The organism is Candidatus Glassbacteria bacterium (genome assembly GCA_019456185.1).
Classification (GTDB): domain Bacteria; phylum Gemmatimonadota; class Glassbacteria; order GWA2-58-10; family GWA2-58-10; genus JAJRTS01.
This window is the reverse complement of record VRUH01000019.1, coordinates 41,006-66,373: the sequence shown is the minus strand read 5'-3', so window position 1 is coordinate 66,373 and position 25,368 is coordinate 41,006. Positions and strand designations below refer to the sequence as shown.

25 protein-coding genes are annotated in these 25,368 nt (G+C 60.2%); 22 read left to right on the top strand and 3 right to left on the bottom strand.

All coding sequences use genetic code 11. The features are described from left to right. Positions 1–69: 69 nt before the first annotated feature. Positions 70–357 carry a hypothetical protein gene (locus FVQ81_09205; GenBank protein MBW7996724.1) on the bottom strand — a complete coding sequence of 96 codons (288 nt, stop codon included), beginning with the start codon at positions 355–357 and terminating at the stop codon, positions 70–72. A 13-nt stretch (positions 358–370) separates the two neighbouring features. After that, on the bottom strand, positions 371–841 hold the full coding sequence (locus FVQ81_09200) for a hypothetical protein (protein ID MBW7996723.1): 471 nt from the start codon (positions 839–841) through the stop codon (positions 371–373). A gap of 223 nt (positions 842–1,064) precedes the next feature. Here FVQ81_09200 and FVQ81_09195 point away from each other — a divergent pair, with 223 nt between their 5' ends. The 16 genes from FVQ81_09195 to FVQ81_09120 all read left to right on the top strand — a co-directional run bounded on the left by FVQ81_09195 (position 1,065) and on the right by FVQ81_09120 (position 19,353). After that, positions 1,065–1,373 (top strand): divalent-cation tolerance protein CutA, encoded by a 309-nt coding sequence (locus FVQ81_09195; protein MBW7996722.1) that lies wholly within the window; start codon positions 1,065–1,067, stop codon positions 1,371–1,373. Between the two features lie 18 nt (positions 1,374–1,391). Beyond that, entirely contained in the window at positions 1,392–2,678 is a 1,287-nt protein-coding gene (purD, locus tag FVQ81_09190) for a phosphoribosylamine--glycine ligase (GenBank protein ID MBW7996721.1), read from the top strand. A gap of 120 nt (positions 2,679–2,798) precedes the next feature. Further along, positions 2,799–3,077 (top strand): hypothetical protein, encoded by a 279-nt coding sequence (locus tag FVQ81_09185; GenBank protein MBW7996720.1) that lies wholly within the window; start codon positions 2,799–2,801, stop codon positions 3,075–3,077. A 77-nt stretch (positions 3,078–3,154) separates the two neighbouring features. After that, entirely contained in the window at positions 3,155–4,600 is a 1,446-nt protein-coding gene (gene galK / locus FVQ81_09180; GenBank protein MBW7996719.1) for a galactokinase, read from the top strand. 81 nt (positions 4,601–4,681) lie between these two features. Beyond that, on the top strand, positions 4,682–5,152 hold the full coding sequence (locus FVQ81_09175) for a hypothetical protein (GenBank protein MBW7996718.1): 471 nt from the start codon (positions 4,682–4,684) through the stop codon (positions 5,150–5,152). Positions 5,153–5,161: 9 nt separating this feature from the next. Further along, positions 5,162–5,932 (top strand): DUF1828 domain-containing protein, encoded by a 771-nt coding sequence (locus FVQ81_09170; protein MBW7996717.1) that lies wholly within the window; start codon positions 5,162–5,164, stop codon positions 5,930–5,932. A gap of 134 nt (positions 5,933–6,066) precedes the next feature. Next, positions 6,067–8,625, top strand: a complete 2,559-nt coding sequence (locus FVQ81_09165) for a hypothetical protein (protein ID MBW7996716.1) — start codon at positions 6,067–6,069, stop codon at positions 8,623–8,625. Positions 8,626–8,843: 218 nt separating this feature from the next. Next, positions 8,844–10,181 (top strand): hypothetical protein, encoded by a 1,338-nt coding sequence (locus FVQ81_09160; protein ID MBW7996715.1) that lies wholly within the window; start codon positions 8,844–8,846, stop codon positions 10,179–10,181. A 17-nt stretch (positions 10,182–10,198) separates the two neighbouring features. Next, positions 10,199–11,233, top strand: a complete 1,035-nt coding sequence (gene pdxA, locus FVQ81_09155; GenBank protein ID MBW7996714.1) for a 4-hydroxythreonine-4-phosphate dehydrogenase PdxA — start codon at positions 10,199–10,201, stop codon at positions 11,231–11,233. Then, positions 11,230–11,955 carry an ATP-binding cassette domain-containing protein gene (locus FVQ81_09150; GenBank protein ID MBW7996713.1) on the top strand — a complete coding sequence of 242 codons (726 nt, stop codon included), beginning with the start codon at positions 11,230–11,232 and terminating at the stop codon, positions 11,953–11,955. The genes pdxA and FVQ81_09150 overlap by 4 nt, the downstream gene beginning before the upstream one ends. Before the next feature lie 36 nt (positions 11,956–11,991). After that, positions 11,992–12,846, top strand: coding sequence for an ABC transporter permease (locus tag FVQ81_09145; GenBank protein MBW7996712.1), 855 nt, complete (start codon positions 11,992–11,994; stop codon positions 12,844–12,846). Positions 12,847–12,894: 48 nt separating this feature from the next. Then, entirely contained in the window at positions 12,895–14,124 is a 1,230-nt protein-coding gene (locus FVQ81_09140; GenBank protein MBW7996711.1) for a peptidoglycan DD-metalloendopeptidase family protein, read from the top strand. Positions 14,125–14,134: 10 nt separating this feature from the next. Further along, a complete protein-coding gene (locus FVQ81_09135) occupies positions 14,135–15,274 on the top strand; it encodes an AAA family ATPase (protein ID MBW7996710.1) in 1,140 nt (379 codons plus the stop codon). After that, on the top strand, positions 15,255–16,157 hold the full coding sequence (locus tag FVQ81_09130; GenBank protein ID MBW7996709.1) for a stage 0 sporulation protein: 903 nt from the start codon (positions 15,255–15,257) through the stop codon (positions 16,155–16,157). The genes FVQ81_09135 and FVQ81_09130 overlap by 20 nt, the downstream gene beginning before the upstream one ends. Before the next feature lie 347 nt (positions 16,158–16,504). Further along, positions 16,505–16,945, top strand: a complete 441-nt coding sequence (locus FVQ81_09125; GenBank protein ID MBW7996708.1) for an Hsp20/alpha crystallin family protein — start codon at positions 16,505–16,507, stop codon at positions 16,943–16,945. 155 nt (positions 16,946–17,100) lie between these two features. After that, positions 17,101–19,353 (top strand): hypothetical protein, encoded by a 2,253-nt coding sequence (locus FVQ81_09120; GenBank protein MBW7996707.1) that lies wholly within the window; start codon positions 17,101–17,103, stop codon positions 19,351–19,353. Between the two features lie 39 nt (positions 19,354–19,392). Here FVQ81_09120 and FVQ81_09115 read toward each other — a convergent pair whose 3' ends face one another. After that, a complete protein-coding gene (locus FVQ81_09115; protein MBW7996706.1) occupies positions 19,393–20,250 on the bottom strand; it encodes a UDP-2,3-diacylglucosamine diphosphatase in 858 nt (285 codons plus the stop codon). A 137-nt stretch (positions 20,251–20,387) separates the two neighbouring features. On the opposite strand from FVQ81_09115, the gene FVQ81_09110 reads away from it, so the two are divergent. From FVQ81_09110 to coaBC, 6 genes are read left to right on the top strand one after another with little or no spacing between them, the layout of a single operon-like run. Continuing rightward, positions 20,388–21,248, top strand: a complete 861-nt coding sequence (locus tag FVQ81_09110; protein MBW7996705.1) for a M23 family metallopeptidase — start codon at positions 20,388–20,390, stop codon at positions 21,246–21,248. Continuing rightward, positions 21,241–21,681, top strand: coding sequence for an acyl-CoA thioesterase (locus FVQ81_09105; protein ID MBW7996704.1), 441 nt, complete (start codon positions 21,241–21,243; stop codon positions 21,679–21,681). The genes FVQ81_09110 and FVQ81_09105 overlap by 8 nt, the downstream gene beginning before the upstream one ends. 37 nt (positions 21,682–21,718) lie before the next feature. Then, positions 21,719–22,459 (top strand): hypothetical protein, encoded by a 741-nt coding sequence (locus FVQ81_09100; protein ID MBW7996703.1) that lies wholly within the window; start codon positions 21,719–21,721, stop codon positions 22,457–22,459. A gap of 48 nt (positions 22,460–22,507) precedes the next feature. Continuing rightward, entirely contained in the window at positions 22,508–23,386 is an 879-nt protein-coding gene (locus FVQ81_09095; GenBank protein ID MBW7996702.1) for a YicC family protein, read from the top strand. 39 nt (positions 23,387–23,425) lie between these two features. Continuing rightward, positions 23,426–24,058 (top strand): guanylate kinase, encoded by a 633-nt coding sequence (locus FVQ81_09090; protein MBW7996701.1) that lies wholly within the window; start codon positions 23,426–23,428, stop codon positions 24,056–24,058. After that, positions 24,058–25,278, top strand: a complete 1,221-nt coding sequence (gene coaBC / locus FVQ81_09085) for a bifunctional phosphopantothenoylcysteine decarboxylase/phosphopantothenate--cysteine ligase CoaBC (GenBank protein ID MBW7996700.1) — start codon at positions 24,058–24,060, stop codon at positions 25,276–25,278. The genes FVQ81_09090 and coaBC overlap by 1 nt, the downstream gene beginning before the upstream one ends. Positions 25,279–25,368: the final 90 nt, after the last annotated feature.

The following is a 25,368-nucleotide window of genomic DNA, read 5'->3' as shown; positions in this document are numbered from 1 at the left end:
GGTACATAACGCGCGGAGGCGGCCCTCGATGGGCCGCCTCCGCGCCTGATACAGATTCCATTTTCAATCTCAGGTGCCCGGAATAATAATGTCCGGGTCAATGGGAGTCAGCACGACCGATATTTCGGAGAAGTATAGTGTCGTGATCCCTTCGTAGCCGCTGTCCGTCCCTAGCAGCAGACAGATTTCACTTTCGTTCGAGGCCCTCACGTAAAAATTATCAAGAGTCAGTGTCTTGTACATCCACAATCCGCCGGAACAGTTATCGGCTCCATTGGTCACATCGCCTGGCACCCGGTCGTCAACTCCGCTGTTGGACTGAGAGCCTTTGTTCATATTGAGCTGGTAGAATCTCATCGCCCAGAACGGCTTACGGTTCCACAGGGACGGCTCCCGCCTTTAAAAACACACTTTTGCCCGGTGCCCCGCCGATCCCATAGCACCCGCTGCCGGTGTTGCTGGCGAGCTTGATTGTCATCTCCAGCTTGTAGACCACTCCGGCCTCCACTCCGTCGTCTGTATCCAGCATGCGCTTGACGAATATGAACAGGTCTTCGCTGCGGTTCGACCCGTGCAGCATTATGCCCTTATCTCCGGCATCCAAAGAATCGTGCTGCGGGAGAGCCGCCCAGCCGCCGCTCAACTGAAAATCCACCTCGCGTCCCTCGGGGTAGTCGACGAATCCGATTGAAAATCCTTCATTCGAGTTCTGGAACGTGAACTCGAAAACCAGTTCCTCCGGAGGCTCCGGACCGGTCGGCGAGCCGCCATCACCGCAGGCCGGCAGAACCAGGCAGGCTGATACTCCACAGAACAGGCGGCACCACATAATTCCGCTCAAGTCGAACACTCCTGTCAAAACTGGTGAATGGGGAAACTTGCCATTTATACCTACTCGGTTGCGGCAAATATTCGGCTGGGTATTCCCGTCACTCGCCCTGGCCGGGTGGTATTGCCATCACAACTGGTAGGTGTTAGCTTGATTTTCACACCGAATTTCAGGTTGGCGACGAGATAACATAATAAGCAGGCAGTCTTTGAACTCAAAGCACGAACAAAAATTTATTGCTGTGTTCGTAACCGTCGGCAGTGAAAACGACGCTCTGCTAATCGCGCGGACAGTGGTGGAGGAGCGCCTGGCCGCCTGCGGCAACGTGCTGGGCTCGGTCCGTTCAATCTACCGCTGGCAGGGTAAAGTGGAGGATGAGCTCGAGGTCCTGCTGATGCTCAAGACCCGCGCGGCGCTCTTCGAGTCCCTGCGCAGCCGGGTGGTTGAGCTGCACGCATACGAGGTCCCCGAGGTGGTCGCCCTGCCGATCGAGGCCGGGCACGGACCCTACCTGGACTGGATTAGAGAGAATACGTCAAGTTAAGCCCCGCGGAGAGTTGAAATGAAAGTGCTGATTGTCGGTAACGGGGGGCGTGAGCATGCCCTCCTGTGGCGGCTTGCCGCCGACAGCCCTGAAAGTGAATTCTATATCACCCGCGGTAACCCCGGCATGGCCGGCCTTGCGCGGAGTGTGGATGTCGGTCCCACCGACGTGGGAGCAGTCGTGCGGACGGCAAATGAAATCGATTCCGATCTGGTGGTGGTGGGGCCGGAGGTCCCGCTGGCGGATGGCCTGGCCGACTCCCTGATCGCCGCCGGGCGCGATGTGTTCGGTCCCGGTGCCGGGGCGGCCAGAATCGAAAGCAGCAAGGTGTTCTCCAAGCAGTTGATGCGCGATGCCGGTGTGCCGTCAGCATCGTTCGAAGTGTTCACCGAACTCGGCGCGGCGCTGTCCCATATCGGCAATGGACCCGAGCAGTGTGTGGTCAAGGCCGATGGCCTGGCTGCGGGCAAGGGTGCGATTGTCTGCCGCAGCCGGCTGGCGGCCCGCGACGCCGTTAACTTGATCCTTGCCGACCGTGCATTCGGCGAGGCGGGCGCTGCGGTGGTGATCGAAGAGATGATGACCGGCGAGGAGCTGAGTGTGCTGGCCCTGGCCGATGGCCGGAACGTGGTGCCGCTCGTGCCCAGCCAGGACCACAAGGCGGTCGGCGAGGGAGACACCGGACCCAATACCGGCGGTATGGGTTCATACGCCCCCGTGGCAATCGCCACTCCGTTGCTGATGGGCACTGTGATGCGGCGGATTATGGAGCCGGTGGTGGCGGAGCTGGCGCTCAGGGGAACTCCCTACCGGGGCTGCCTGTATGCCGGCTTGATGATTACCGCCGATGGACCCAAAGTGGTCGAGTTCAACTGCCGGTTCGGCGATCCCGAAACCCAGGTCGTGCTGCCCCTGCTCGAGGGGAACCTGCTGGAGCTGATGAAAGAGTCCGCGGTGGGGTCGCTCTCCGGCGCGGAAGCGGGGGTCACCGACGGGGCGGCAGTGTGCGTGGTGATGGCCAGCGGCGGCTATCCGGGCGGCTATCAAAAGGGCAAGCGAATCGAATTCGCTCCGGAGCTGGACGGCAGGGAAGATATTATCGTCTACCATGCCGGCACGTCTGAGTGCGATGGTTCGATGGTTACCGCCGGCGGCCGCGTGCTGGGTGTGACAGGCCTGGGCGGCAATGTGACCGATGCCGCCGCCAGGGCGTACGAGGGCGTGGACCTGATCTCGTTCGATGGCGGCTACTGCCGCCGGGATATCGCCTGGCGCGAGATCGAACGGCTAAAGAAAAAAACCTGAACAGGTTAATATTTCTAATCATTTTCACCAGACCAATTCACTGTTTCGTCCGCTAAGGATTTGATGTAGGGGCGGACCCACGTGTCCGCCCTGATTCGGCCAAAACAACAGGAGCAGGCAATGGACTTACCGGTTGTCAGGATCGCTCAGGGAGATAACGATGTCGGCTGGGGCAAGCTGGGTGCGGTGATGCCTCTCGATGAGGGGGGCAGCGAGATCACCCTGAACGATGTGCAGATGGTCGATACGGTGAAGTTCGAAATCGGCGGGCCGTTCCGCGTTACGATCGACGATAAAAAATTCGCGGCCTGCCTCCCAGTCAACTTCCGCAACCTCCGGCCCGGGGCGGCCTACGACCGCGTGGTGTTTCGCACCGGCGAAAAGCCCAGGATGGGATAAACGGGTAATCCGCCGGCGGCTTGAGCGCTTCCGCCGTTAACTATACCAACAGAAAAGTACTCCGGGGAGACCGCAAGATGACAGACAGAGATAAGCTGATCGCCCGTCTCGGCGACAGGGACTCCGAACTGCTGGCTCAGCTCGACAAGCATTACAACATCGACGTCACCGACCGTTTCCTGCGAGTGCTGGAATACCACGCCGAAAGGTTTCCCGAGGATAAGCAGGTAATCGTGCTCAAGGCTCCGGGCAGGGTCAACGTGATCGGCGAACATCTGGACTACAACGGACTCCCCGTGTTCCCGATGGCTATCGACTACGATATGCTGATCGCACTCTCTCCCCGCGATGACAGGAAGGTGATTGCGGTCAACCCGGAATACGACGACCGCGAGTTCGAGATCTCCCCCGACATTCCCAAGTTCGACACCGGCGACTGGGGCAACTATATCAAGGCCGGCGTGCAGGGGATTGTCGATCACCAGGGCGGCGTGGAAAAGCTCAAGGGATTCAACGGCTCGTTTCTCGGCACCGTGCCGGTCGGTTCCGGCCTGTCCAGCAGCAGCACCCTGGTGGTCGCCTCGGCGATGGCCGTGCTGGAGTCCTCCGGCCTCGGCATGCCGCCGCTGGAGTTGGCCGACCTGATGGCCAGGGCCGAGTGGTATGTCGGCACCCAGGGCGGCGGGATGGATCACGCCGCCAGTATCCTCAGCGAAAAAGGCAAGGCGCTCAGGATCGGTTTCTTTCCGCTCTCCGCCCGGCCCGTGGCGCTCCCCGCCGGCTTCACGATCGTCGTGGCCAACTCGATGGTTGTCTCGGCCAAGACCGAGGTCTCGCGGATCAGGTTCAACCTCCTGCCCGCCGCCTGCCAGATCGCCTGCGCCATGATGGTTAAAACCATGGGGCTGGAGGGCGAGGGTATCGAGCGGATCGGGGATATCTTTTTCAAGCTCGGCAGGGTCGAAACCCTCAGGGGCCACGAGCGGACTTTCACCCGCGAGCGCTACACCAGGCATGATGTCGCCGAATTCCTGGACAAACCCCTGGAAGAGGTGGAAAGCACGCTCTACACGGCCCGCTCCGGCGAGCCGCTGCCCGAGCCGGAGGACGGCCTGCGGATCGGTGCGCGGGCGCGCCACGTGATCTCAGAGGCGATCCGGGTCGAGGAGAGCGTGAAAGTGATCGAGGCCGGCGACGGGGAGGCGTTCGGCCGCCGGATGAACGGCAGTTGGATCAGTTGCCGCGATGATTTCGAGATTTCCCACCCCAGCCTGGAGCTGCTGGTCGATTTCGGCCGCGAGGCGGGCACCAGCGGCAGCCGTCTGACCGGCGCGGGCTGGGGCGGCTGCACGGTCCACCTCGTTGCCGATGACAAGGTGGACACGGTCCTGGCGGCATTGAAGGAGAAATATTACGAAGACGCGATCAAGGAATTCCCCGCCGCCGCCGAGCGCTACGCCCAGCGCCCCCAGGACGCCCTGCTGGCCCTGCGGCCCTCGGCCGGGGCCAGGGTGCTGTTTTGATTTTATACAAAGACAATTGATTTAGGGTTTTGATTTGAATAAATTCTAAGGAGGTTTTAATGTTTAGTTGAGGAGAATGACGTGAAAGAATTAACAGATGATTGGATAGAAGAGTTATTGAGAGAGGAGAAAAGATTACCTCCCGATTATAAAAAGAGGCTAACATTAAAGATTAGAAATAGAAATAAGGAAGCTCAACTTGAATTAGAGGGCGAGAATGGGAATTATTTCAGGTTGCTTTTGCGTCAAAGCCAACATAATCACTTGTCATTTTCTGTGATCTTAGCGTATTGTCCACAGGAAACCAACAGGATAATAATTCTTCGGCGCTACAACGGAAATACACATGAACATACAAATCATTTGGAAAAGGAAACATTCCGTGGTTTTCACAAACACACAGCTACAGAAAAATATGTAGACAGTCCATGGAAGGATGAAACTTACGCAGAATTATCAAAAAGTTTTTTTGATTTAGATAGTGCACTGAGTTTGATGTTGCAAGAATGTGGTTTTACACCGTCACTTGACGGACAAATGAAGCTTTGGTGATTTATTATGGTGAACATAACCAAAATAGAAGAAGAAGTTAAGAAAAAAATATGTGAGAAAGTTCACATACAAAAAGAAGGTATAGACAGGTATTTTGTATCCACGCCTTTCACATTTAGTGATGGTGATCACTTCGTTGTTTTAATCAAAAAAAGTGGTGCGCACTGGTATTTGTCAGATGAAGGCCATACAATCATGCATCTGACATATGAAATGGAAGAAAACGATTTGAGTCGAGGAACAAGAAACAAAATAATAAATACAACTTTGGAGCAGTACGGTATAAAAGATAATAGAGGGGAGTTGAGACTCAAAATTGAAAATGGTGAATTTGGCGACTCAGTATTTTCTTTTATTCAAGGATTAATAAAAATCTCGGATATAGAGTATTTAGCTCAAGAAAGAGCAAAATCGATTTTTTACGAAGATTTCAGGCGAGTTATTTTAGAAAATATGGATGAAAGTAGAGTTGAATTCGATTGGTTTAGCAAGGAAAGAGATAATAAAAAGAAATATGTTGTTGATTGTAGAATCAATAGCATGAAAAGGCCACTACTTATTTTTGCTCTGGCTAATGAGGACAAAACTAGAGACGCAACAATTACTCTTTTCCAATTTGAGAAATGGGGATTTGAATTTAGCTCATTGGGCATTTTTGAAGATTTGGAACAAATAAATACAAAAGTGGTCGCGAGATATTGTGATGTTGGGGAAAAGATATTTTCAAATATTGAATCAAATGAATCGGGGATTCAAAAATTTTTAGTGAATGCAATATAAATCATCGCCTTAATATGAGCACTGGTAACTTACTCTTAGTGCTTTTTTTTGTTTTCGTTTATGGTTGTAATAAAGGTGCCGTTACTGAAGGAAAGAGATTAGTAGTCTTCACCGGGGCCAACAGCGGCCAGCCGGTGTCCGAGAGCATGCTCTACAACCTGGCCGTGGTCTGGCGGCCCGGCGACCGCGACACCGTGCGGCTCAACCCCCCGCGGTTCAGCTGGCCTTACGAACCGACAATCATGCTCCCGCCGGGCCGCGAGGACCGGAACCACCTGCCCATCCGCCACTGGCGCTTCCAGGTCTCCGCCGACCCGGATTTCGACAGCGTGCTGGTGGATATCCCGGCCACTCCGTTCAATTTCTACAACACGCTCTCCCCCTTTCCAGCGCCGGGCGCGATTTACTGGCGGGTCGGTTACTACGACCCTGAACTCGTAAATGGGATCGACTGGCGGAAAACCCGCTCGTTCGTCATTGCGCCGGAAGCCGTCACCTGGGACCGCTCCGGCCTGGCGAAACCGGATTTCAAGGGCGTCGGCCACCCGCGGATCATCTTTACCCGCTCCAACACCGACAGCCTGCGCGCCCTGGCCAGAACCCACCCGTTCAGCCGCGAGATCTACGAGAAAGTCCTCGGCGAGGCCACCGCCGACCTGCGGGCGTCCTGGTTCGCCGACTTCCCCCGCACCGACACTATCGGCCGTGATTCCCTGCGCGCCCTGTACCCGGATATCCCGGCCTGGCCCGACCCCGACGGCGGCGATGACCCGTATATGCTGATAATCGAGCGGCTGATGAACATGGCGTTCGCCCACATGCTCACCGGCGATAACAGGTTCCTGGCCGTAGCCGGCCGGATGGTGACTGTCGCCGGCTGGACCACCGGCGGGGCTACCGCGCCCTCCGGCACCGAGGGCGGCGGCGAGGACGCGGTTGCGCTCAATGAATACCTGAGCCTGTTCTACGACTGGTTCCACGACCGCCTGACCGCCGATATGCGCAAGATCGTGCTCGAAAGCCTCCGCTGGCGCACCGACCATATCGTCAACAGCTACTCCTGGCGTCAGCGCAGGGGCACCCGCGTATCCGCCGGCAGCATAGCGGTGGGGCCCTCCAGCCACCCGTTCGAGAATATCAACTACACAGTCCCGGCCGGGCTGGCCGCTTACGAGGAGGGCGGGATTTTCCAGACCACCTACGAGCTGGCGGTCAACTATTACACCGGCGTCAACAGCCCGTTCGGCCAGGATGCGTGGAACGAGGGTCCCGGCTACGGACTCTCCAAGTTCAAGTGGCACACGTTCGCCGTCAGTTACTACGACATGGCGCTGGCCGATGCGAATTTCGGCCGCAATCCGTTTCTGCACGATATCGGCGAATGGTTCACCAGGACGGCCGTGATGGGTCTGCCGCACCTCTCGTTCGGCAATATCGGCCTGATGGAGCCGTATTACCTTAATAACCGGGTCAGCAGTTTCCGCAAACTGGCCTATCTTACCGGCAACGCCCGGTTCCTGACCGGCTGGAGCGATGCCCTCCGCAGGCTGGAGCAGATCGGCTACGGCACCCATCGCAAGTACCACAGGCCCTGGATCGAGTATGCCCTGCCGCATTACTACAAAAAGCCGGAGACCAGGGAACCGGCCCCGCGCTCGCGGCTGTTCCCCGACGGCGGCTGGGTGAGCGCCAGCAACCTCTACCCCGGCGAACTCGACAACTTTGCCGATAACGTGGGGATAACCTTCCGCGCGCGGCCGCGCGGCGCCTACAACCACAGCTTTTTCAGCGACAACGGCTACCAGATTTACGCCTACGGCGAGAATATCACCCACGCCGGCGGCAGCACCCAGAACGGAGACCGTCACGCCCACCACTCGATGAGCCACAATATCGTGCTGGTTGACGGGCTGGGGCAGGCGCAGCCCAACCCGGCGCGGATGAACAATTTCCGGCTGGAACTTCACAATCCCTGGGCGGCCAGGATCGAGCGCTACGCCGAGCGCGACGGGACGGTCTACATCAAGGGCGAGGCGGCGAACTCGTACATCCAGTACCCTTACCTCTACCGCGAGTTCTGGGGCAAGCTGGGTGACGGGACAAACGATCCCTACGAAGAGCGCGACCTGTCGTATCTCCTGCGCGCCGACCGTCACGTGCTCTTCGTCGACGGCCGCTATTTCGTGATGCTCGACGATCTCGAGGTAGACTCGGCTCAGCGGCCGGAGGGCAGCACATTCAGCTGGCTCTATCACGTTCTGCAGGAGGTCCCGCTTGAATGGGACGGCGGCCGGGGAGAGTTCACCTACACTCTCGGCGGGGTCAACATCCTGGTCAGCGTGGCCGCCGACAGGAAAACCGAATTCGAGGACAGGCTGGCCGGGCAGGGATTGGTCAACCCGATCACCGGGGAGGATTACCGTCCCCATGTCAGGCCGATCACCCGCTACGACCGCAACTGGGAGGGCGATTACCCCGAGGTGGTCACCCACAATATCTGGCTCTCGAATACGGAACCCTGCCGCCGGATTCGCTACCTCGCGGTAATCTATCCCTGGCGCGAGGGTGATCCGGCGCCGGAGGTTGTCCGTCTGGACAGGCTGAGCGTAAGGGTGATCTGGGGCGGGGACTCCGAGGTGATCACTTTCGACCCGGCCGCCCACCCCGACGCCGACATCCGGGTGGTTCCCTGATATCCCAGGGAGCGGATTGACACTCCCGCCCACGCTCGTTATATTTTCAATTTACGACAGGACAGCAGGATAGCCGTGCCATCCGCGGTTCGGCCTGCGCTCACCGGATGCGAACATTTTTCCCCGCAGGGGATACTAAACGGTAGCACAATTTACGCGTACTTTTTTTCTAACCTACGCCGATAAAAAAGAATCGCTGCCCGAAAGAGGTGTAACCGATGACAGTCAGATTGATCCTTGCCCTGCTGCTCGCCGCCGGGTCTGCCGCCGCCCAGCAGCGCGATGGCAGCGGCAGACTGGTACTCGATGATATCGCCGCGGTGGTGGGCAGCGAGATCATCCTTTCGAGCGAAATTAAGATGCTCACGATCACGACCGCCCAGCAGCGGGGGGTCGATGTCAACGATACGACCGCGATGAGGCTGCTGTCCCTGGAAGTGATGGAGAAGGAAATCTCCGAAAACGTGCTGCTCCATCACGCCCGCGCGGCCAAGATCGAAGTCACCAACGACGAAGTGAACCGGTTGGTGGAAAGCCACCTGGGCGAACTTCGCAGCCGCTATTCATCCGATGCCGCCTTTCAGCGCGACCTGGCTGCTGTCGGCCAGACCATGGTCGGACTCAAAGAGATGTACCGTCAGCAGGCCACCGAGGAACTCCTGCGCCAGAAATACCTTCAGGAGCACAGCCACGAACTTCCCCAGGTCAAAATTACCGAGGACGAGGCCCGCGAGCTGTTCGAGCAGCAGCCGATGGGCAACAGCCCGGAACAGGTCAAGTTCCAGTATCTGATCGTGCCGCCAGAACCCGGCGAGGCCGAAGTCTTGCGGGCCAAGGCCAGGATCGATTCCCTGTACAGGGTCTTTCTGGAGAGGCAGGTGGATTTCGCCTGGCTGGCCGAGCATAACTCCGATGGACCCAGTGCCTCGTCCGGCGGCGATCTGGGGTTTTTTAGCCGCGGCGAGATGGTGGAAGAATTCGAGGGTGCGGCGTTCAGCATGAAGGTGGGCGACGTGCGGATGGTGCAGACCAAGTTCGGCTGGCACCTGATCCGTGTCGAGGCCCGCCGCCAGAAAGAGGTCAAGGCGCGGCATATCCTGGCCGCCGCCGTGATCGGCGAGGACGACTGGCAGCGGGCGTACAATCTCACCGAATCGCTGCGGGAACGGATTCTGGCCGGCGAGAGTTTCTACCAACTGGCCATGGAATACAGCGACCAGAAAGAGGGAATGAGCCAATCTCCCAGTTTCTCGGTCGTCGCAAATATCGAGCCGGCCGAGTTTCGCGACGCGCTCTGGGGTGAGTTGACTCCCGTGCCGGACAGCGGCGGTCACCGCATCTCCCCTGTGATCGAGATGAAGCCCCACGGCTGGCTGATGGTCTGCGAACTGGAACGCAAGGAAGAGGCCCCGCTGGCCTTCGAGGACATCAAGCACCAGGTGATCGAGCGCCTGGAGTATCCCAAGCGGATCAGGGCCTATGTCGATCAGCTGCGCAAGAAAACCTATATCGACGTTCGTTTCGAGGGCTGGTCGCCTTTGGACGGCAGCTCCTGAGCGGGGAGCTGGGACAGATGAGCAACGCATCGGATAATCAGGATTTACCGGTCGTGGTCCTGTCCGCCGGGGATGTCCGCGGGATAGGGCCCGAGGTGCTGTTCAAAGCGCTCGCTCGCAATCAGTTCCGGGCAAGGCTCCACCCGCTTGTTGTCGGTCCGGCCGTGGCGCTGAGGATGCAGGCCGTGGAACTGTGGCCCGCTGGAGACTGCCCGGAGATGGTGCGGACGGCTTTGGATAACATCGTCGATATCGCCGAAGGTGGTGACTCCGAGCTGGAATCGGGGTCGATGTCCGGGATCAGAACAAGTCTGGCCGGTGACGAAACCCTGGCCGGGCGTTGGGCGGGCCGAGCTGTCGAGCTGGCGGTGGAGCTGATCGGCCGCGGCGCGGCCTCCGCCCTGGTGACAGCTCCGCTGGACAAGCACGCGCTCAACCTGGCCGGTTACAATTACCCGGGCCACACGGAGATGCTGGCCGAGCTAAGCGGCGGCGTGGATGTGTCGATGATGCTCGCCGGCGGAGACCTTCGCGTGGTGCCGGCCACTACCCACGTGGCCCTGGCCCGGGTCCCCTCGCTGGTTGACCGCGAGTTGATTGTCCGTCAGTGCCGGGTGATCGACCGCGGGCTGAAATCGGTATTCGGGATCACCGGCCCCAGGATCGCTGTCTGCGGCCTGAATCCGCATCTGGGCGATGGCGGGGTGGCGGGTGACGAGGACCAGCGCATCACCGCCCCGGCGGTGGAAGACGCCCGCGCCGCTGGTCTCGATGTGGCCGGGCCGTTCCCCGCCGATACGGTTTTCGTCCGGGCGGCGCGCGGTGAGTTCGACGCCGTCCTGGCGATGTATCACGACCAGGCGATGGTGGCGATAAAAATGCACGCGTTCGGCGGCGGAGTGAATGTGACCCTGGGATTGCCCTTCGTACGCACCTCGCCCGACCACGGCACCGCCCTGGATATCGCCGGCCGCGGGATTGCCGATGAGAGCAGTATGGCCCACGCACTGGAACTGGCTGTCAAATCGGCCCGGCTGGAGAACAAAGGATGATTCAATTCAACAATGTCTCGGCCGGTTATGCCAAAAGCGCGCGCGTGCTTGACGGTATCGATTTCCATATCCGGAAAGGCGAGTTCGTTTTCCTGACCGGGCCGAGCGGGAGCGGTAAAAGCACCCTGCTCAAGCTGATCTACCACGATCTCCGTCCGCTCTCCGGCGAGGTCCGGGTAGCCGAATTCTCCTCCCGCAAGCTTTCCCGCCGCAGGATCCCTTATCTCCGCCGCAAGCTCGGAATCGTGTTCCAGGATTTCGGCTTGCTGGAAAACCGGACCGCCGGCGAGAATGTGGCCTACGCCCTGGAAGTTACCGGCACGCCGCGTTCGGTTGTCCGCAGGCGCGTTGCCGAGGTGATGGAGCAGATGGGCCTGGCCGGCAAGGAACGCCGCTTCCCTCTCGAACTTTCGGGGGGCGAGCAGCAGCGGGTAGCGATCGCCCGCGCCCTGGTGGGTGAGCCGTTCGTGCTGATCGCCGATGAGCCGACGGGTAACCTCGACCCGGGAATCAGCCGCGAGATTCTGAAGCGGCTCGAGGATATCAACGCCATGGGCATGGCCGTGCTGATGGCTACCCACGATTACGGCCTGCTGCAGGGCCGCGACCAGGTGCGCCGGCTGCATGTCTCCGGCGGCAGGTTGATCTACGACGGCCCCAACAGCGGGTTTGCCCCGGAAGAGCCGCCGCTGGCCGGCGGGGAAGCGCAGCCGGTGAGATGATGGTAATTTTTTTCGTGGTCGGGGAGGCGGTAAGTGTTGCGATCCTTGCGTGAGGCGCTGCTCGGATTCAGCCGGGCCAAGACGATGTCCTTTTTCGCCGTGCTTTCCACCGGCTTCAGCCTGCTGGTGCTGGGGATGTTCGGCCTGGCGCTGCTTAACCTCAACACCTTGATCCGCTATTTTGAAAGCAAGGTCGAGATAGTCGTTTATCTGCGTGACAACGCGGACACCGGCCGGGTGGGAATGGCGGTCGAGGACCTGGGCCGGATCGAGGGTGTGGACCGGGTAAGCTTCCTGAGCAAAAAAGAGGCTCTCGAGAATTTCCGCCGCGACCTGGGCGCGGACAGCGACCTGCTTCGAGACCTGGAAACCAACCCTGTGCCGGCCTCGCTGAATATCACGATGAAGCCCGGCTACCGCGATACCCTGCATGTACAGGCCGTGGCCGGACGCGCCGCGGAACTGCCGTTCGTCGAGGAAGTCGATTACGGCCGTGAATGGCTGCGAAGGATGGACATCTTCAAACACGCGGTCAGCGTCGTGGGCATGATCAGCGGAACACTGCTCGGGATAATCGCCATTGTGCTGATCTCCAGCGCGATCAAGATCGCGGTTTTCAGCCGCAGCCGGGAAATCTTCATCATGAAGATTGTCGGGGCCACCAACGGCTACATCCGGAGCTCGTTCCTGATCGAGGGTTTCCTGAAAGGCACTCTCGGCGGAATCCTGGCGGTGGGGATGATCTATGCCCTCACCGAGGTTTTCAGCCGCCGGCTGATCCAGGTCACCAGTTTCACCGACCGCTATTACCTCTATACCGTGGCCGCCGGAGCGCTGATGGGGCTGATCGGGAGCTGGATCTCGCTGGGCAGATACCTCCGCAGAATCTAGCCGGGCCGGCGCACGGTTCAACTGCCAACTCTCACTGCGAACGGAACGATGCGGACAGCATCGACTCTCATAAAATCCTCCCTTTTCCCGCTGCTGCTGCTGGGCGCATTGCTCTGGCGCGACTGTCCCGCCCAGCGGGAAAAAGTACGTCAGGCCGAACAGGAGCTGGAAAGCAGCCGCAGTAAGCTCGAGCAGCTTGAGGGCGAGATCGAGGCTAACGAGGGCAAGGCGGCCCAGCTGCGCAAACGAGAACTGAGCCTCGTCCGCCAGATCCAGGATGTAGAACGCAGGATCGACCAGTCGCGGCGCAACCTGAAAAGCCTCAACAGCGAGATCAGCGAACTCAACGCCGAGCTGAACTATATCAACCGCCAGCTCTCGTCGCTTTCCGAGCAGTTGGAGCGCAAGCAGTCGATTCTGGACCGCAGGCTGCGCGAGATTTACAAACGCGGCCGCCTCCATTCGGTGCAGGTGCTGCTGGAAAGTCACTCGTTTACCGATTTTCTCAAGCGGATCAAATACCTGACCCTGATAGCGGCCCAGGACAAGCGGCTGGTGCGCGAGGTGCGCGAGCTGCAGCGCACCTACGGCGAGTACCGGGGAGCCAGCGAGCGTAAGCTGTCCCTTCGTATTCAGCGGCGGGGCGAGCTTGAGCGGGAACAGGCGAGCCTGGAGCGCTCCGAAAACCAGCGTCAGAAGCTCCTCGGTTCGGTCAAGGCGGAGCGGGCCGAGGTATTGAAAATTCTCGAGCAGCGCAAGGCCGACCGTCAGCAGATAGTGGCCCTGATCGCCGAGATCGAACGCCGGCGCAAGGAGGCCCTGGAGCGCGCCCGCCGCGAGGGCCGGACACTGCCGCCCGAGATCGCCTACCTGGATGGCAGGATGGGCCGGCTGAACTGGCCGGTGGCGCGCGGCGAGGTTGTCCGCGGGTTCGGCCCCTACACCGACCGGACCACCAAGACGAAAGTGATCAACAACGGCCTCGAAATCAGGGCGCCGCGCGGTGAGGAAGTCCACACTGTCGCCGCGGGCAACGTGGTGATGGCCGAGTGGTATCTGAGTTACGGGAAGACGGTAATGATCAACCACGGGTCGCGGATGTGGACTATCTATGCCCACTTGAGTGACGTTTACGTGGACGCGGGCGATTTTGTCGGCGAGGGCCAGGTGATCGCCAGTGTCGGCGAAACGGGCAGCCTGCAGGGGCCGATGCTGTATTTCGAGCTTCGCGACGGCACCAGGGCGGTTAATCCGATAACCTGGCTGGGCAAAAAATAATGTGCGGGGAATGCAGATGGCTGAAAGCGCCACACGGATAAACCCCCTGGGGCTGAGCGAACTGGTGGACAAGGACCTGCAGGTTGCGATGCTGATCAGCGCGATGACCCGCGACCGCCTGGGTGGAACGCTGCTGTTTTTCGGCGGCGACGGCAGCGGAAAAAGCAGCCTGGCGTTCTGGCTGGCGGCCTCGCTCAACTGCGAAACCGGCGGGGGAAACACCCCCGCATGCCGAGAGTGCAACAGTTGCCGCAAGGTGGCCTCGCTCAACCACCCCGATGTTTTCTGGATCTTCCCCCTGCCCGGCAGCTATTACAGCGGTGGCGCTCCGGACGCGGGCAAGCTCGAAGAGCTGTTCAACCGCAAGCGCCAGAACCCGTCGCAGGCCGTCGAGTTCGCCGAGAAGGCCGAGCATCACCTGCCATCGGTCGCCCGGATCAGGGCCGAGGCCGGGCGGAGTTGCTACGAGGGACGCTGCAAGGTGTTTGTCGTCACCCACGCCGACCGTCTCCGCCAGGAAGCCGCCAACGCGTTTCTCAAGCTGCTGGAGGAACCCCGGAAGGATGTGAAGATCATCCTCTGCACTGAACGGCCCTCCAGCCTGCTGCCCACTATCCTCAGCCGCTGCCAGCGACTTCAGCTTACCCGTCCGGCGCTCTCGACTGTCGAGCGCCTGCTGGCCGGGCGTTTCGGGATGGAGCCTGATACCGCGGCCAGTACCGCGCGTCTTGCCGGGGGCAGCCTGCCGGCGGCCCTGGCCATGGGCGACAAGGGAGATCTGGAGTCAGACCGCGAGTGGGTGGAGCGAACGTTCGAGGCGGTGATGAATCGCTCCGCGGGACCGCTGCTGGCCCTGCTGGATGAGCGTAAGGGACCGTTTCATAACCGCGGAGATTTCGAGCGCTACGCGGCGGTGCTGGCCGGTTCTCTTCGCGACGCGCTGCTTGGCTGTGTCGCCTCGCGGGAGCCGGATTCGAAGGCAGTCGCCGGGTTCGCCGAACGGGTTGCGGATTCAGGGAGTTTAATTAAATTAGTCGAGAGAATGGTCAACCTAGGCGACAGCCTCAACCGGAATGTCAACCTGCGTTTGCTGGGCTGGTCGCTGCTGAACGAAATGAGAGAGGTTATCGGTGAAAGAACCCGAGAATAAACAGTCGGATGTTATAGAGGTGCAGTTCAAACGCGAGCGAAAAGACTATTTTCGCAACCGCCAGGGCTTGAAAATCAAGGTCGGCGATTACGTGATAGTCGAGGTCGATCGCGGCGAGGACCTGGGCCAGGTGACTGAAACAGGCGATGTGGCCGGGCGCAAAATGCCGGACAAGAAAGGCTCGCTGGGAATCATCCGCAGGATGGCCAGCCCGCACGAAACGGAGAAACTCGGCCGGATGAGCGAGAAAGAGGGCGAAGCGTTCGAGGTCTGTGAGAAAAAAGTGGCTGAACACGGTCTCGAGATGAAGTTGGTCGACGCCGAATGGCAGTTCGACGGGAACAAGGTGATTTTCTATTTCACCGCCGACAAACGTGTCGATTTCCGCCAGTTGGTCAAGGACCTGGCCGCGGTGTTCCGCACCAGGATCGAGCTCAAGCAGATCGGCGTACGCGACGAGGCCCGCAGGCTGGGCGGCTGCGGACGCTGTGGCTACAAGCTGTGCTGCACCAGTTTCATTAGCGAATTCGAGCCGGTTACCCTGCGCGCGGCCAAGGACCAGCACCTCTCGCTCAATCCCAGCCAGATCTCGGGTTTGTGCGGCAGGCTGATGTGCTGCCTGATGTACGAGCGGGAATTCTACAAGAAACAGACGCGTAAATTTCCGAAAGAGGGCAAGCTCTTTTGTACCGGCGAGGGGCGCGAGGAGCGCGTCTCGGCTGTCGACCTGTTCCAGGAGGAAGTGGAGCTTGTGAACCGCGAAGGCTACAAGCGGCGGGTTCCACTGGAGGAATTCAGCGCCACCGCTACCGAATGTCCGCGCAGAAGCGGGAACCGTCACCAGCACGACAACTGCAAGAACGAACAGGACAAGCAGGAATAAAAGATTCCATCATTTGGTGCTGCCAAAAACGGCCGCCGGTTTCATCTCCGGCGGCCGTTTTTGTGATTGCGCCTGGAGTTCGTAGACAGCTGAAGTGCCAATATGGCATGTTCTTAAGTTAAGATGGCAGAATGCTGCCATTATGGCTCTTTAGCTGTTTGTTTTATTCGAAACCTTTTATTAAACCGACCAAAAGAAAATTGCGTAACGCATTGACTGTTAATGATATAATGGTTGATGGTCCGGTTTGGCACGGCCCTTGCTTTTACTGTGGGCGGATAGCGGATGAGCCGGCAGACGGCTCGATAACTAACAGTACTCTCTAAATATCAGCAGGAGGTGTTACGATGAGACTGGTCAGATGGAACCCGACGGCTGCCGGCAACCCGGTGGCTACCCGCAGTTGCTGGAACGGCGATCCGTTTTTCGGACTGATGCGTGACTGGGTCACTCCGGATAATGTCGGCCGGGGGATGGACGCGGATGTCTTCGAGAAGGAAGACCACTATATCCTGACCGCCGAACTGCCCGGCGTGAGCAAAGAGGACTTGAGGGTGAAGGTCGAGGGCGACGTGCTGACGATCGAGGCCGAGAAGAAGTCCGAGTTCAGCGACAGCGACGAAGGCAGTTATCATGCCGAACGCCGCTACGGCAGTTTCAGCCGCTCCTTCAGGCTCAACAGCCAGGTGGAGGGCGACAAGATCGACGCCAACTTCAAGGACGGCGTGCTGCGGCTTACCCTTCCCAAGCGGGAAGAGGTAAAGGGACGCGCGATCGAAATCAAATAACCGGCTGCCCGAGATCGCGCTCAGGCATGGATCGGCGCAGGCTCTCTTTTTGGAGCCTGCGCTTTTTTTTGCCTGACGATTGCCCTCCGCTCCACAGTGTGGTATGATACTGATGTCAACTGGGCCGGATACCGTAATTACAAGGAATCCGAAGGATGAGCAGGGTTTATCGTCAGGTATTCGCTTTTCTTGTTCCGCTGATTGTGCTCTTTGGCTGCGCAGGGCAGGAACACGCGCCCGACATGTTTCTGGAAACCGACCGTGGCCAGGCGATCTGGGACAGCACCGGCAGTGCCGGGATTTACGAGAGCCATTACCTGGACTCAGGCGATACGCTGGTCTGCTTCGTGGTCGATTCGGACAGCGCGGGCCGTCTGGAACTGACTAGCGAGCCGCTGGCGGTAGCCGGCGGCCGTCCGGTATCGTTCGCCTATGCGGTGCGGACTTTCGAGGCGGCGGGGCAACTTATCGAAGTCAGACTCCAGCTGCTCGACGACTCTCTGGAGGTTTCGGGCGATACGCTCCTGCATTCGATCAGAGGCTCATCGGGACGCAATGTCCCCGGCGACACGCGTGGCTGGATAGAATATACGCGATCGCTCAGGGTGCCGGAGACAATCGCTTTCGTGCGCGTGAGCGTGGTTAGCGCACCCGAATCCGGCATGGTCGTTCTGGGCCCCTGCAGGTTCGGCCGCGACGAGGGCTGGCTCAGTTACGCAGCCACTTTCTCCACCCACCTGGGACGTAACCCGGAAGACAAGTATCTGTTTACGGCCGGCCGGCTGATTCAGCCGGAGGCGGCGCCGGAGCCCGACGAGCGGGAGCAGGCGGCGGGATTGCTGATGTTCGAGCGCAAGGGCTGGGTGGACGCTACCCCGTACGCCAACCCGCGCGACGGGGACAGGATGGAGGTGCTCTACGAGCGTGTGCCGCGCGGTACGGTGGCCCCGCTGGCCTTTGCGGTCAAGGCCCTGGACAACCTGTCCGGAGTGGAGGCTAGTCTCTCTGTCCCTCCGACCGGTGAGGCCGGAACTCTTCGCAGCGGGCCGTCGCTCTATCAGGGACGCTTCGCGGCTACTCGTCTGGAAGGAAGCTGGAGCAGCGTGTTCGGCGTACGCGCCCGGATGCTCGAACGACTGTCGCCGATGAACATTCCCGCCGGAGAGAACCTCTACTACTGGCTCGACATCCCGGTGCCGAAAAACACGAAGCCGGGAATCTACGAGGGTAAACTCTCGGTAACCGCCCGGGGACGGGCTGCGCTGGAGGTGCCGTTCAGGATCGAGGTCGTCGACATCACCCTGCCGCCGCTGCCGGACAGTGTTGTAGTGGGTATGTACTACTACCCGCCGGACGATCCCCGGACAATGAACGCCCAGTTTCGCGACATGGCCGCCCACGGTGTCAACGGAGTCAGCCTTTCAGGTTCGTTCGTGATGCTCAGCGAGGCCGGCAGCCTGCGGATCGACTGGGAACGGGTGGTGCGCCTGGACCGGATCATGGCCCTGATGCGCCGTTACGGCATGCACCGGCCCACATCGCTCTACGTGGCGGACATCTTCGCCAGGCTCAATCTGCCCGGCAGCGCCGGCGAATGGACGGAGCGGCACGACCGCCTGTTCACCTCGGCGATCCGTCTGATGAACAGCACGGCGATCAACCGGGGCTGGAGTCCGCTGATGTTTTTCACGGTCGATGAGCCGGCCAACAACGAAGAGCACATGGAACTGGCCCGTCACACGCTCCGCCTGCTTGACGGGATGGAGGGGATCACCTCGCTCTGCGATCTCAACACACCCTCCTCGATCGTGGAACTCTCGAAATATCTCGATGCGGTCGTGATTCAGATCAGCTCGGTCTCGCCACGCTCGGTGGAGCTCACTGCCGGTAACGGGCTGGCCACGTTTTTCTATCTACCCGCTTTCGGCAGCTCCGATGTCGGCTCCGACGCCGCCTACCATCGCGCAATCCCCGGGTGGTTCCTGCCCCGCAGCGGCGCCGGCGGAATCTACTATTTCGCCTACCAGTCCACAACCGGCGACCCGTACGATGAACTCGACGGCCGCCACCGCGACTGGTGCGCCGCCTACCCCGCCCCCGGCGACGAGTTGCTGAGGCCCTCCCCGGAATGGCAGGGGATCCGGCGCGGTATCGAGGACCTGCGCCTGGTGTACATGGTCAGGGACCTCTCCGCCCGCTGCCTGGCGGTCAACGATGAGCAGGTGAAACAGCGCGGCCGTGACGCGGCGGAAAAGCTTGAGGCGATACTCGGTCAGGTCGAGCCGTCGGGCCCGGCGGTGATCTACCAGCTGCATCACCGGCTGGAGACCTACGTGGCCGAGTGTTGGCGGCGCGAACTGCTGGATGAGGTGTACTGGATGCAGCAGGCGCTGGGCGGAGGAAGGTAATCTTGCGGGAATACTGAGCAATAGTGCGTTGCAGCAGAATTATCTCCCTGGTTCGTTAAAATAATCCATCTCGAAATTATCCGCATTGTTCCACCTCACCAACGAAAAATGAGTGCACCAGTCGCCGGTATTAAGGTAGCGGCCCGACGAGAACCGGCGGTCGTCCGGATGGTGGGTGTGGGAGAGGATCACGGTGTCCAGCTTGTCGTTGGAGTCCAGCAGGGAGTGAGCCACGTCCGCCGAGGCCTCGATCCGGGCGTCCTGTCTTTTCGAGGTATGTTTCCGGCTGGTACGGCTGGTCAGATTGGCGAGCGCATAGCCCCTGTCCGGATGGATCAGGCGGAACATCGCAATCAGCGCCCGGTTGCGCAGCAGGGTTTTGAAGATCTTGTAGCCCTTATCCCCCTCCCCGAGACCGTCGCCGTGGGCGGCCAGTACCGTGCAGCCGCCCTCTCCTGCCCGTTCCATCAGCAGCCCGTCGGGAGCCACCGTGATCCCCAGCGTGGTCGTGAACAAGTCCCCGAGCCAGAAATCGTGGTTGCCGGCCACGTAGTAGCAGCGCACTCCGGAGCGGGTCAGCGCCTCCAGGCAGGCCAGTACTCTCAGGTGACGGGCCGGAACGACGTTGCGGAACTCGAAGTAAAAATCGAAGAGGTCTCCCAGGATGACGAGTACCTCCGCGCGGCCCGGCAGGCTGTCCAGGAAAGCGCAAACCCGTTCGGTCCTGGCGCGTGAATCGTGATCGTTGCCGCTGCCCAGATGGGCGTCGCTGAAAAACACGACCCGCTCGTTCTCACCGATTCCGGCTTCTATGCAGGCAGGCAGTTCCAGGATTTCACTCACAGTTGAGTGGATTGTCCGCGGCAGATTATCCGCAGCATAAAATAGACCGCCCACTCACGGACGGGCAACTGTTTTCTGGCTTGGCGTCACGGGGGCTTATCCCTTTATCTCGATCAGGCTAATCGTTATATTAATCTACCCGCTTGGCGGGCATAGCCTAAATACGAAAAATTTAAAACAGTCAGGTTTGCATGAGCCGTTTTTTCGCACTTGCTTCTGTCGTGTTGTTTCCGGCCTGTTTGCCGGTATTCGCCGCGGATGCTGAACTTGCTGTCGCCGACAGCGTACTCGTCCAGGGACAGATCGTCACCGTCCGTGTCTACGGTCTCCCGCTGGATACGGTGACCGGTACGTTCGACGGTTCCGAACTGCCGTTTGTCCGCTCTGCTCCGGACTCGTTCTACACCCTGCTGGCTGTCGATATGGATAAAAAGCCCGGCGATTACAAGCTCGCAGTCCGCCTGTCGGGTTACGGCGGTGATGATATTGCGGCGATAACCCGCACGATCCCTGTACGTGATGCGGGATTCCCGGTACAGAGGTTGACTCTGCCGCCGGCCAAGGTGTTTCCGGATTCGGCCGCCACTGCCCGGATCAACCGCGAATCTGCGCTGCGCAACCGCCGCTGGAAAGACTGGTCCGACAGGCCGTTCTGGGGCGACAGGTTTATCGCGCCGCTGGAAGGCGAACTGAACCGGTTCGGCAGCCGGAGGATTATCAACGGCGCGTCGCGCGGCCCGCACTCAGGTGCGGATATCAGCGCGCCGGCCGGTACTCCGGTTATTGCCCCGGCGGGCGGCAGGGTGCTGCTGACAGGCGATTTTTTTTTCACGGGCAACAGTATCTATATTGACCACGGTCTGGGCATGATCGGGATGTTCTTCCACCTGTCCGAGATCGACGTGGCCGAGGGCGAGATGGTCGAGCAGGGGCATGTGATCGGCAGGGTGGGCGCCACCGGGCGGGTGACCGGCCCGCACCTCCACTGGGGGATCCGCTGGCGCGACGCCCGGATAAACCCAGGCAGCCTGCTGGAGCTGAAAATTGACTGAGCGCGGCGGGACCGGCGGAGCGCCTCTGTGCGCCGAGTCGCCGATTACGGTCAGGTATGCCGAAACCGACAGGATGGGGGCTGTTTACCACGCCAACTACCTGGTGTGGATGGAGGTGGGGCGGACAGACTACCTGGCTTTGCTCGGTTTTCCCTACAGCGGGCTGGAGGACGGCGGTGTGATGTTTCCGGTTGTCGAGGCCAATGTCCGGCTGCGTAGCCCAAGCTACTATGAAGACAACCTGAGCGTGCTGACCACGCTCGAACTGCTGCGCAGCCGGAAGGTGGCATTCAGCTACCGGCTTGTGCGCGGCGAAGAGTTGATAGTTGATGGCCGTACCGTGCACGTCTGCGTGGACCGGGAGATGAAGCCGCGGAAGATACCGTCCCCGCTCTACCGCGCCCTGCGGCGGTCGCTCGACGGCGGCGGCTGAGGCCGACGGCGCAGCGGGCGGGGAGAGGGGCGATGTGATGAAAACGACAGCGTTCTTCCTGCTGCTGGCCCTGGCATGCCCGCTAGCCTGCTCATGGCTCGAGACCGGGGGTAACGCCGCCCTGGAAGGAGCGCGGGTGGTGGCGGTCAAAACCGCCAGGGCCGGCGCGATTGCCTCTAAGTACACTTATAAGGGCGGACGACGGGTGGTAACCTGGACCGGGGCGCGCACGGTGGAAGGCACCACGGCCACGCTGGAAATGCTCAACCTGATCGAACGGCCCGTGCCGCCATCGATCCTGGAGCGGATCCCCGCCGATCTGCTGGTCTCGCTTACCTCGCTGGAATTCGTGCGGCCGGTGTCGGCAGCAGGCATGGCCGTGATATCAAGCGAGGACAGCCGCTGGGAAGGCGAGGTGTTTCACCGGGAGGCGGGAGAGAGACTGGAGTACGAGATCGCGGGTCCGGCCGAGATGATTGTCGTCACCCTCAGCGCGGCCTCGCGCCGCGGAGCCAAATGCCTGAAAAGATATACCGTGTTTATCGAGGAGGACCGCCGCGACCTGGGAGAGATCTCCTTCGCCACCTCGCCGTCGGAGGCGATCGGGCTATACGGGCACCCGGGCTGGTATCTTAGCGAGCCGGGAGTATTTATCATCAAGGCGCTTGAAGGCGTACACCGTTACCGGCTCCGCTGCGACTACTCGAATACTGATAAATGTCTGCTCGTTGCCGGTTTTCTTCCGCGCTACCACGAAGCGCAGGAACCGGCGTTATGACTCTGAAGCTGAATCGATAAGGAGTATCTTGACGACAGAAAGGTAACGATGATTAACAGCATGACGGGATTCGGCCGGGGGGAAATCACCCTGGAGTGCGGCACGTTCGCCGTGGAGATAAAAACAGTCAACCATCGCTACTCGGATTTCAACATCCGTACCCCGCGCTCGATGTCCTCGTTCGAACCGCGGATCAAGGAGATGATCCGAAAGCGGCTTACTCGTGGCTACGTTACTTACCAGCTCAGTTGGGACACCAGCGAAAACGGCAGCTCGCAGGTGGTGCTTAACGAGGAAATGATCTCGCGCTATCTGGAACTTTTCGGTAGGTTGAAGGACAAGTTCGGGATCGGCGGAGAAGTGAGCCTGGAGATGATCACGCGGCTGTCGGACGCGTTCAAGACCGAAACGCAGGAGTTCGACGAGAAGCAGTTGTGGCAGGGAGTGCAACAGGCCACCTCGCTGGCTCTGGATGCGCTGACGGGTATGCGAGCGAGCGAGGGCAAGACCCTGGCCGACGATCTCAACGCCCGGATTGACGAGATGGAGAAACATATGGGCCAGGCCGCTGAAAAGGGGCCGGAACGGTTGAAAAAACTCCGCGATGACCTTCGCACCAAAGTCCTCGAAGCCGTGGGCGATGAACAGGTGGACGAGAACCGGCTGGTTTCGGAAGTAACCTACTATGCCGACAAGTGGGATTTCAGCGAGGAGGATGTGCGCTTCGCCCATCACCTGTCGGCCATGCGCGAAACTATTTCCAAGGGCGGAGTGGTGGGGCGCAAGCTCAATTTTCTGGTCCAGGAACTGAACCGCGAGGCCAACACGGTGGGCAGCAAGGCCAACGACGCCGAGATCGCCCAATTGATGGTGGCGGTCAAGGAGGAATTGGAGAAAGTGCGCGAGCAGGTGGAGAATATCGAGTGATCCTCCGGCAGGCTGACAAACACAGGTGAACCGGCTAAGATGTTCGACGGAAAAAAATTCATTGTAGTTATCACGGCCCCCAGCGGGGCGGGTAAAACAACGGTTATCGACCGCTTGCTCAAGCGCGGCGACAACTACCGTTACTCGGTTTCGGCCACCACCCGGCCCAGACGCGGGGGCGAGGAGCATGGCCGCGACTATTACTTCATGGACTGCAAGGAGTTTGAACGCGGGATCGAGGCCGGCGAGTTCGCCGAGTGGGCCGAGGTTCACGGCAACCTCTACGGTACGCTCAAGAGCCAGATCGACCAGGTGCTGGCCGCCGGGCATTACATGCTGATGGATGTCGATATCCAGGGCGCCCGGTCCCTGCGGCAGGTTTACAGCGACGGCGTTTATATCCAGCTGATCCCGCCCAGCATGGACGAACTCCGCCGGCGCTTGTCAACACGCGGCACCGAGGACGAGGCTGCTCTGCAGAAACGGCTCGACAGCGCGGTAAAGGAGATCGAGGAAATGGACAAGTTCGACTACCTGGTGGTCAACGATGATATCGAGACCGCCTGCGAGAGGATCGAAAACATAATCGCCGCGGAAAAACTTAAAGTCAGCCGCCTGCCGGATACGGCCCGCCTGATTAACCAGTTCCTGGGACGCGGGAGCGGTGAGTGATGGAACACCTTATCGGCGGTAAACGGATCGTGCTGGGTCTCACCGGCGGAATCGCATGTTACAAGGTCTGCGACCTTGCCAGCCATCTGGTGCAGCTCGGCGCGCGGGTGCGGGTGGTGATGACCGAGAACGCCACCCGGTTCGTCGGTCCGGTTACCCTGCGCGCGCTCACCGGCGAACCAGTCTATACTGACACGTTCGGCAACGAGGAGCCCGGCGGGATAGACCATCTCCGCCTGGCCGAGTTCGCTGAGCTGCTGGTGGTCGCTCCGGCTACGGCCGATATCCTGGCCAGGATGGCACATGGCCTGGCCGACGATCTGCTGAGCACGACTCTGCTCTCCTGTCCGGCCCCGGTACTGGTGGCCCCGGCAATGGAGAGCCGGATGTGGAATCACCCGGCCACCCGGGCGAATCTAGAGCTGCTCGCAGAGCGCGGTGTGCACGTTCTCCCGCCTGAAACCGGCAGGCTGGCCAGCGGAGCCACCGGCGCGGGTCGGCTGCCCGGGCGGGAGGTGCTGGTGGAAGCGATAGCCGGGGTGCTTGGCGCCGGCGACCTGCTGGCCGGCAAGACGGTGCTGGTCACCGCCGGTCCCACCCGGGAGATGCTCGATCCGGTGCGCTTTATCTCCAATCCCTCCAGCGGACGGATGGGGTTCGCCCTGGCGCGCGCGGCCCGCAGGCAGGGTGCGAAACGAGTTCAGCTCGTGACGGGTCCGGTTGCGCTCACCACTCCCCTGGGTGTCGAGCGCCACGACGTGACCGGCGCGGAGCAGATGCTGGAGGCGGTCGAATCCGTGGCAGCACAGGCCGATCTCATTTTCGCCGCCGCCGCGGTGGGCGATTTTACTCCGGCACAGGCCCAGCAGCAGAAGATCAAAAAAGAGGACGCTGGTGAGCTTATCCTGAAGCTCGAGCGCACCCCGGACGTGCTCGCCTGGCTGTCGGCCAACAGGAAGAAGGGCGCGGTTGTGGTGGGCTTCGCGGTCGAGACCGAGCGCGAGGAGGAGCACGCCCTCGCCAAGCTGGAAAAGAAGGCGCTGGATCTGGTCGTGCTCAATAATCCATCGCACGCAGGTGCTGGATTCGCTGGCGATACCAACAAGGCGGTGGCGCTGGGACCCGGCGGCCTGCGTCAGGAATACGCGCTGATGAGCAAGGACGAACTGGCCGACAAGCTGATTGAACTGGCCGTAATCCAAACAAAAGAAAAAAATTGAGGAAAGCGGAATATTGGATTCTTATTCTGAGTTGAAACAGCTCGCGGCCCAGTTCCTTCGCCAGCTCGAGGAACGCGGCGAGAGATTTTT

What these genes read in the sequence shown, in the direction of transcription:
- FVQ81_09090 (MBW7996701.1), top strand. Translation starts at nt 23,426, where the DNA reads ATGTTCGACGGAAAAAAATTCATTGTAGTTATCACGGCCCCCAGCGGG.
- galK (MBW7996719.1), top strand. Translation starts at nt 3,155, where the DNA reads ATGACAGACAGAGATAAGCTGATCGCCCGTCTCGGCGACAGGGACTCC.
- FVQ81_09100 (MBW7996703.1), top strand. Translation starts at nt 21,719, where the DNA reads ATGAAAACGACAGCGTTCTTCCTGCTGCTGGCCCTGGCATGCCCGCTA.
- coaBC (MBW7996700.1), top strand. Translation starts at nt 24,058, where the DNA reads ATGGAACACCTTATCGGCGGTAAACGGATCGTGCTGGGTCTCACCGGC.
- FVQ81_09095 (MBW7996702.1), top strand. Translation starts at nt 22,508, where the DNA reads ATGATTAACAGCATGACGGGATTCGGCCGGGGGGAAATCACCCTGGAG.
- pdxA (MBW7996714.1), top strand. Translation starts at nt 10,199, where the DNA reads ATGAGCAACGCATCGGATAATCAGGATTTACCGGTCGTGGTCCTGTCC.
- FVQ81_09160 (MBW7996715.1), top strand. Translation starts at nt 8,844, where the DNA reads ATGACAGTCAGATTGATCCTTGCCCTGCTGCTCGCCGCCGGGTCTGCC.
- purD (MBW7996721.1), top strand. Translation starts at nt 1,392, where the DNA reads ATGAAAGTGCTGATTGTCGGTAACGGGGGGCGTGAGCATGCCCTCCTG.
- FVQ81_09120 (MBW7996707.1), top strand. Translation starts at nt 17,101, where the DNA reads ATGAGCAGGGTTTATCGTCAGGTATTCGCTTTTCTTGTTCCGCTGATT.
- FVQ81_09135 (MBW7996710.1), top strand. Translation starts at nt 14,135, where the DNA reads ATGCAGATGGCTGAAAGCGCCACACGGATAAACCCCCTGGGGCTGAGC.
- FVQ81_09125 (MBW7996708.1), top strand. Translation starts at nt 16,505, where the DNA reads ATGAGACTGGTCAGATGGAACCCGACGGCTGCCGGCAACCCGGTGGCT.
- FVQ81_09140 (MBW7996711.1), top strand. Translation starts at nt 12,895, where the DNA reads ATGCGGACAGCATCGACTCTCATAAAATCCTCCCTTTTCCCGCTGCTG.
- FVQ81_09205 (MBW7996724.1), bottom strand. Translation starts at nt 357, where the DNA reads ATGAGATTCTACCAGCTCAATATGAACAAAGGCTCTCAGTCCAACAGC.
- FVQ81_09185 (MBW7996720.1), top strand. Translation starts at nt 2,799, where the DNA reads ATGGACTTACCGGTTGTCAGGATCGCTCAGGGAGATAACGATGTCGGC.
- FVQ81_09110 (MBW7996705.1), top strand. Translation starts at nt 20,388, where the DNA reads ATGAGCCGTTTTTTCGCACTTGCTTCTGTCGTGTTGTTTCCGGCCTGT.
- FVQ81_09150 (MBW7996713.1), top strand. Translation starts at nt 11,230, where the DNA reads ATGATTCAATTCAACAATGTCTCGGCCGGTTATGCCAAAAGCGCGCGC.